A 6918-nucleotide genomic window follows, 5' to 3' on the forward strand; every position below is an offset into this window, starting at 1 on the left:
TGATTGCTTTACTGTTGTGTTTACCACGTTAACTTTTAGTTAACAGGCCAATTAATCGAGAAACAAACACCGCAAAAAATGTAGACGCCAACCACGTTGCAGGGATAGCCAACCATAGGCTATACCCTTGCTGCCATGTGACATAAATTGCTAATGGCCAACCTAGCCAAAAGACTAAGTTGGCCCATAGTTCATTGGTCTTCATTTTTTCGGCAATTTACCCATTAACTTCTCAAGCTCTTTAGGATCAACATCTGGCATTTGCATACCATTTGGCATTCCCATACCGCCTGCGGCAAACTTATTTTGCAAACCTTTCATGCCACGAATCATTTTGGTAATACCCGATGGTGTTGCCAATTTCTTCATCATTTTTTCCATTTGTGAGTGTTGCTTCAACAAACGGTTAACATCTTGAATTTGTACACCTGCACCTGTGGCAATACGACGTTTACGTGAACCATTAATAATATCGGGTTTGCGACGTTCTTGTGGCGTCATGGATTGAATGATGGCTTCCATTTGTTTCATCATTTTTTCGGGTGCGCCACCAGCCGCTGCTTGCTGCATTTGTGAACCACTCATACCCGGTAATTTGTCCAAGAAGCTGGCCATACCGCCCATTGCTTTCATTTGTTGAAACTGTACCAACAAATCTTCTAAGTCAAAACCGCCACCTTTACGCAATTTTTTAGCGATTTTTTCTGACTTTTCTTTGTCGATTTTGCGCTCAACTTCTTCCACCAACGACAAAACGTCACCCATACCCAAAATACGTTGGGCAATACGCTCTGGATGGAAAGGTTCTAAAGCTTCGGTTTTTTCACCAATACCCATGAATTTAACAGGTTTGCCTGTAATCATTCTTACAGATAAAGCCGCACCACCACGCGCATCACCGTCCATTTTGGTTAACACCACACCTGTTAATGGTAAAGCGTCATTAAAGGCTTTGGCAGTATTGGCAGCGTCTTGACCTGTCATGGCATCCACCACAAACAAGGTTTCAACAGGATTAATCGCCGCATGCAAACGTTGAATTTCGCCCATCATTTCAGCATCAACGTGCAAACGACCTGCGGTATCTACAATCACCACATCAAAAAACTTGAGTTTACCTTCAGCAATCGCGGCTTGAGCAATGGCAACAGGATCTTGATCTTTGTGTGATGGGAAGAAGGTTGCACCCACATCATTCGCCACAGTTTCGAGTTGTTTAATCGCAGCAGGGCGATAAACGTCACAAGACACCACTAAAACTTTTTTCTTTTCGCGTTCTTGTAAATATTTGGCTAATTTAGCCACAGTCGTAGTTTTACCTGCACCTTGTAAACCTGCCATTAACACAACGGCGGGTGGCAACGCATGTAAATTTAACGTCTCATTTGCATCCCCCATGGTTTTGACTAATTCATCAAACACCACTTTAACAAAGGCTTGACCAGGTGATAAAGCTTGTAATACTTCATGGCCTAAAGCTTGAGTACGAATACGTTCAATAAAATCTTTGACAACAGACAACGCAACATCAGCTTCTAACAAAGCCATGCGTACTTCGCGTAAGGTATCTTTAATATTGTCTTCGGTTAAAGTACCTGTACCAGCAATATTTCTTAAACTTTGGGAAAGTCGTTCGGTTAAATTATCAAACATGGCAAATCGCTTATTATCTTCAAAGCCTACTGGCTAAATCTTATCAAAATTACAAACTATGCATTGCGAATAGGAGGCAAAAACATAGCGAGTCCAAAAATTATTGCTTAGGATAGGCAAAATGCTCAGTTTATGCTATAGCTATTCTCTTGTTTCATCGAAAAAGTCGTTATAATTGTCTTTTTTGCTCGTTACCGACGTGTTTTCGGTGACATACCTTAGTTTTATTCTGTTTCTAATTGGTCTTTGGCATTATGGTTGCTCAATTTGCAGGATTTTTAGCGGTTGCCTGCTATTTGGTGGCAAGTGGCATCTTATGTTATCGCCTTGTCAATAAACAAACGGCTTCTAAAGTTTTTGTACTTAGCTTAGGCGCTATTGCTCTGCCCCTACATGGTTTTAATATTCAACAACATATTTATAGTACACAGGGTTTAGACCTCGGTCTGTTTAATATTATTTCTTTAATTGCATGGCTTATTGCCTGTATTCATATTGCGATTAGTAGTTATAGGCCATTATTTGTCATGAGTATTTTTGCCTTTCCAATGGCGGCGTTTGGCTTAGTGTTATCAGAAATATTTCATGCACCTTATCAGCCTTTAACGCATCTCCCAAAAGGTGCAGAAAGCCATATTATTTTATCCATTCTCGCCTATAGCGTGTTATTAATGGCTGCCCTTCATGCTGTTTTATTGGCCATACAAAACAAAAGTCTCAAAAAACACCGTCAGCAACACAAGCCTTTGTTAATTCAATTAATGCCGCCTTTACAAACCATGGAGTCCGTTTTATTTGATTTTATTGCCTTTGGGTTTGGTTTATTATCATTAGCCATTATTAGTGGTTTTATCAGTTTAGAAAATATGTTTGCCCAACATGTGGCTCATAAAACCATTTTAACGATTTTTGCATGGCTGATTTTTGGCACGTTATTAGCAGGACATCATTGGCAAGGTTGGCGTGGTCAACGTGCAGTACGTTTTACTTTATTAGGTTTTGCCTTTTTGTTTGTTGGCTTTTTAGGCAGCAAAGTCGTTTTAGAGTTGATTTTGCAAAAAGTGTAAACATATTAAGCAAGATTATATTTGACTTATATTGAGTCTTATCGTCTAGATTAACGCAACGAATTATTATAGGTTTATCAACTTGGAAGACTCCAATTTAGGGCTGTTATTTGGCCTGTTAGTTTTGTTTATTGCTTGTTCTGCTTTTTTTTCTGCCTCCGAAACAGGCGTCATGACCGCAAATCGTTATCGCTTAAAACATAAAGCAAAATTAGGTGATAAAGGTGCGCAACGCATTTTAAACTTGCTCAGTCAACCTGATCGTTTAATTGGCGTAATTTTGGTTGGCAATAATACGGTTAACACCTTAGCCGCTACTATTGCCACAATTATTGGCCAAGTCTTAGCTCAACGTTATGGCATCTCAAACGATACGAGCGTGGGTATTGCCGCAGGCGTTTTAACCTTTTTATTATTAATTTTTGGTGAAGTTGGCCCCAAAACGTTTGCTGCCAATCATCCAGAACGGGTTGCCAATATTGCCTCGTATATTCTGCCTACTCTACTCAAAGTATTATATCCTGCTGTTTGGTTATTAAATTTAGTGACTAATGCGTTATTTCGTTTAAATCGAATTGGCAGTGACAAAAAAGACAAACTAACCCGTGAAGAGTTACACACGATTTTGCAGGATGTGTTTTTACCTGCCAAACACCGCAATATGCTTTTAGGTATTTTAGAACTCGATAATATTACCGTTAACGACATTATGATTCCGCGTCAAGAAGTAGTCGGTATTAATTTAGACGATAATCTTGAGGATATTATTGATATTTTACGCGGCACACATCATACCCGCTTACCTGTCTATAAAGGCGAATTAAATAATGTGGTGGGTATTTTGCACGTGCGTAATGCCACACGCTTTTTAGGACAAGATAATTTAAGCAAAAGTGAAATGATGCAATATATTCGTGAACCTTATTATGTACCCGAAAGCACTCCGCTACAGGCTCAACTTTTACAATTTCAAAAACAAAAACGTCGTTTGGGGCTAGTGGTTGATGAATATGGTGTAGTGCAAGGCATTGTCACTTTAGAAGATATTTTAGAAGAAATTGTGGGTGAATTTACCACTAATATTGCCGAGAACCATCAAGATATTTTGCCGCATAGTGATGGTTATTTTATGATGGATGGTAGTTTAAGCATTCGTGATATTAACCGTTCTATGCACTGGCAATTGCCCACTGATGGCGCGAAAACACTTAGTGGTTTAATTTTGGAGCAATTAGAAATTATTCCTGATGGGGTAGTTGGTTTACGTTTAGAAGACTTTTATATTGAAGTGATGCAAATTCGTGATAATACGATTAAAGCCGCTAAGATTAAACGCTTAATTTTAGAAGAAGTCGCTTAGAAGCCAATTAGCTCCTAAATAATCACACAATCAGCTTTTCACTTGCCCCACTCATCCCATACCAATAAGCACGTTCTAAAATACGCTTTGCCCAACGGTAATGGGTGGCAGGTTCACACATTGCGCCATTATGTTGAAACACCGCAGGCGCACTTTGATTAAGAATTAAACTAGCCGCTTGATAATCCTCAACACTCACTTGTAAAGCTTGATGAATAATCGCTATTTGTGTGGGATGAATGGCAGTTTTTCCCACTAAACCATGTTCTATATCTAACACTAATTCTTGGCGCAATAACTCTGGCTGTTGGAGTAATTCACACACAGGTGCAGTTAAACTAAAACCTGCCGCACCCATCACCCCCGACAACATGCCTATCACATACCCCACAGGACTTTGATACAAGGTATAATTTTTACTGCGTCTTAAACCCAAACAACTGAGTAAATCATTACCACCAATTCTTAACACCAATACTCTATTGGCTAAATCTTTTTGTAAAGCATCCGCTAATTCACTCATCGCTTGAGCGTCAAACACTTCTTTACTTTCTAAGGTGGGCATCACTCGTAAACTGGTACCTTGTAAAAGGTGTTGCCAAATCGCTACATCATGCAGGGTAAATTTGGGTAATACCAAGCCATCAATTAAAGACATTAATGGCCAGTCCACCAACTGCTTGGCCATATTTAAATGTCGTGGCCGCACAAACACTAACGGCGCGTCTTTATAACGCTCAATCCGCGATAAATCTAATAACAATCTTTGTAAATTATTAAGGGCAAACTCAACATCATGCTCAGCAACCGCATCTTCCAAACAAATCACCAAAGAGCGTAATTGCGGAATTTTTTCACCACACACCACCGCCAATAAATCATTACGCGTGGCAGGCATATACAGGGTTGCGCCCAAGGCATAAGGGGATAGTTTTTCCATTTAACGCATACTCCTAATTAATGTTAAAGCGCGATATTGACCTAAATCGTGGCCTGCTTCTTCAATCTCAACGCCTGTTTGTTTTGCCAAATGTAACAACAAAGCCACATCAGGATCTTGATAGCTGCGAACTAACACTTTTTCAGGCACACGTCGCATCACAGCTCTTGTTGCTTCAGCAATACCCACTTTAATACGATTAATGTTAGTCACTTGATATTGCTGAGCAAACTGTTTAATGACTTCTTGGCTTTGCTGTTGTAATTGTTGAGCTTGTTCACTCGTCCACGGTGCAATGGTGTTGTGTACAATGGTAGTTTTTTGGACTACATGATCTATTTGTTCAATAAACTCTTGGCTCACATCGACATCAGCTAAATGTGGACACAACATACAACCATGAAAACCTTGCTCCGTCAGCACCGAACGCGATACCAAACCCGAAATACTTGCGCCTAATACGCCCGATGGAATTAACCAATCATCAGCCGAAGCCGCTAACCATGCTTTGCCACAAGGGTCGGCTAAGGTAATTAAACGATTTTTTAGCAGTGGATAGGCCAATAAACTCTGCACCAACTCTTGAGCAATCGCTCCCTTGCCCGTCCAACCATCGACAAAAAAAATGCTGTCAGGATGATGATTAGCCAAGATGTACGCCATTGCAGCATGGTCTAAACCTTTATCACGAATAATGCTAATACCATAATGTTGCACTTGTATGGCATGGCGTGCTAAGGCTCGCTTTAATAAAATGGCAATCGGTAAGCCTGCTCGTACAAACGAAACTAAGGTAATTTGTCGTTGATAGGCATGTTTAGCTAATGTTTGTGCTAAGGCGTTAATTTCTTGAGCTACACGTAACGCACCTTGGTTTAATGCTTGTTGATAGAGTTGATGATGCAATGGCGAAGGCCGTGGCTCTTCACTAAGCATCTGTGAATAATGTTTTTGTCCTGTTTGAATCAGCCGCTCTTTTTCGGCAATATCAACGGTAGGTATGGTTAATATTTGCAATAAAAAGTGGACATCAGAGGCTAAATAGCTACCCGAAAAATGTGTCATGATTGTGGCTCCTTGAGCCAGTCATACACCGCATGGGCTAATTGTCCTTGTTTGGGGGTTGCCCACCAATCACAAACTTTTAAAAAACCCATATCGCTCAAACTATCACCAAAACCCAAAATAGGTCGTTGGCCATGATGTTTTTCATCCTGTTGTACCCAATATTCAACGGCAAATTGTTTATGCAATACTTTAGGCAAAATTGCTAAATTGTTAGCGTTTCGATGAATATAAAAATCTTTTAAATCAAACTGTTGTTTTAGTTTTTGTTCAACATCAGCCAATACCTGATCGTGATGACCACTTTGTTTGGCTAAGGCATAACACGCTAAGCCTTGCTCCTCAACCAACCATGTTCTTAAAGTTAAATTAAGTTGCTGACCGATACTGGCTAAAGTTTTTTGAATATCTTCTAACAAATTTAAATAAGGATTTAAACGTTGTTGCATTAAAGCATGCCAATTTTTATCCAATTCACCATTGGCTTGTAAGATCACAGCTCCGTGTGCACAAATTGCTCCTTGCTTAAAAGGAATTTGCACTCGTTTAAAAGCATCCACACTACGTGCAGTGACAGGCACAACATCGGCACAAGCCAACAACCAATCAATAAAAGCTTGTTGTTTGGGATTCGTAAAACTTAAAGGCTGTCCATGTTTATCTAGGGCAGCGACTTGTCTTGGCATATCAGCAGGCATTTTGCGTGCCGTTTGCAACAAGGTGTCATCTAAATCCATTAAAAATAGAGGTTTAATCATCAACTATCACCTGTGCCTTTAATTCTGCTAACAATGTTTGATCGACCATTGCTGCTGCTTATCGTCACGATGCTG

At 39.9% G+C, this 6918-nt stretch carries 7 protein-coding genes; 2 read left to right on the forward strand and 5 right to left on the reverse strand.

The window, feature by feature from the left end; genetic code table 11:
* Positions 1-28 precede the first annotated feature (28 nt).
* The gene (locus Q0212_RS11730) at positions 29-205 is read right to left on the reverse strand and encodes a hypothetical protein (protein WP_297925705.1); all 177 of its coding nucleotides are present in this window, start codon (positions 203-205) and stop codon (positions 29-31) included.
* Positions 202-1653: a signal recognition particle protein gene (gene ffh, locus Q0212_RS11735; protein ID WP_297925708.1), complete on the reverse strand. Its 1452-nt coding sequence runs from the start codon at positions 1651-1653 to the stop codon at positions 202-204. The genes Q0212_RS11730 and ffh overlap by 4 nt, the downstream gene beginning before the upstream one ends.
* Before the next feature lie 254 nt (positions 1654-1907).
* On the opposite strand from ffh, the gene Q0212_RS11740 reads away from it, so the two are divergent.
* Both Q0212_RS11740 and Q0212_RS11745 read left to right on the forward strand, forming a co-directional pair.
* Complete coding sequence (locus Q0212_RS11740; RefSeq protein WP_297925709.1) at positions 1908-2720, forward strand: inner membrane protein YpjD; 813 nt, start codon at positions 1908-1910, stop codon at positions 2718-2720.
* 82 nt (positions 2721-2802) lie between these two features.
* Entirely contained in the window at positions 2803-4080 is a 1278-nt protein-coding gene (locus Q0212_RS11745) for an HlyC/CorC family transporter (RefSeq protein WP_297925712.1), read from the forward strand.
* A gap of 22 nt (positions 4081-4102) precedes the next feature.
* On the opposite strand, the gene Q0212_RS11750 is transcribed toward Q0212_RS11745, so the two are convergent.
* The 3 genes from Q0212_RS11750 to Q0212_RS11760 are packed head-to-tail and all read right to left on the reverse strand — an operon-like array spanning position 4103 to position 6843.
* Positions 4103-5020, reverse strand: coding sequence for an HpcH/HpaI aldolase/citrate lyase family protein (locus tag Q0212_RS11750; protein ID WP_297925714.1), 918 nt, complete (start codon positions 5018-5020; stop codon positions 4103-4105).
* A complete protein-coding gene (locus tag Q0212_RS11755) occupies positions 5021-6085 on the reverse strand; it encodes a cysteine protease StiP family protein (RefSeq protein ID WP_297925716.1) in 1065 nt (354 codons plus the stop codon). It lies immediately after the preceding gene.
* Positions 6082-6843 carry an HAD family hydrolase gene (locus tag Q0212_RS11760; RefSeq protein WP_297925718.1) on the reverse strand — a complete coding sequence of 254 codons (762 nt, stop codon included), beginning with the start codon at positions 6841-6843 and terminating at the stop codon, positions 6082-6084. Before Q0212_RS11760 ends, Q0212_RS11755 begins: the two co-directional genes overlap by 4 nt.
* Between the last annotated feature and the right edge of the window lie 75 nt (positions 6844-6918).

Source organism: uncultured Agitococcus sp., assembly GCF_937920075.1.
Taxonomy (GTDB): Bacteria; Pseudomonadota; Gammaproteobacteria; order Pseudomonadales; family Moraxellaceae; genus Agitococcus.

What these genes read in the sequence shown, in the direction of transcription:
- Q0212_RS11730 (WP_297925705.1), bottom strand. Translation starts at nt 205, where the DNA reads ATGAAGACCAATGAACTATGGGCCAACTTAGTCTTTTGGCTAGGTTGG.
- ffh (WP_297925708.1), bottom strand. Translation starts at nt 1,653, where the DNA reads ATGTTTGATAATTTAACCGAACGACTTTCCCAAAGTTTAAGAAATATT.
- Q0212_RS11740 (WP_297925709.1), top strand. Translation starts at nt 1,908, where the DNA reads ATGGTTGCTCAATTTGCAGGATTTTTAGCGGTTGCCTGCTATTTGGTG.
- Q0212_RS11750 (WP_297925714.1), bottom strand. Translation starts at nt 5,020, where the DNA reads ATGGAAAAACTATCCCCTTATGCCTTGGGCGCAACCCTGTATATGCCT.
- Q0212_RS11755 (WP_297925716.1), bottom strand. Translation starts at nt 6,085, where the DNA reads ATGACACATTTTTCGGGTAGCTATTTAGCCTCTGATGTCCACTTTTTA.
- Q0212_RS11760 (WP_297925718.1), bottom strand. Translation starts at nt 6,843, where the DNA reads ATGATTAAACCTCTATTTTTAATGGATTTAGATGACACCTTGTTGCAA.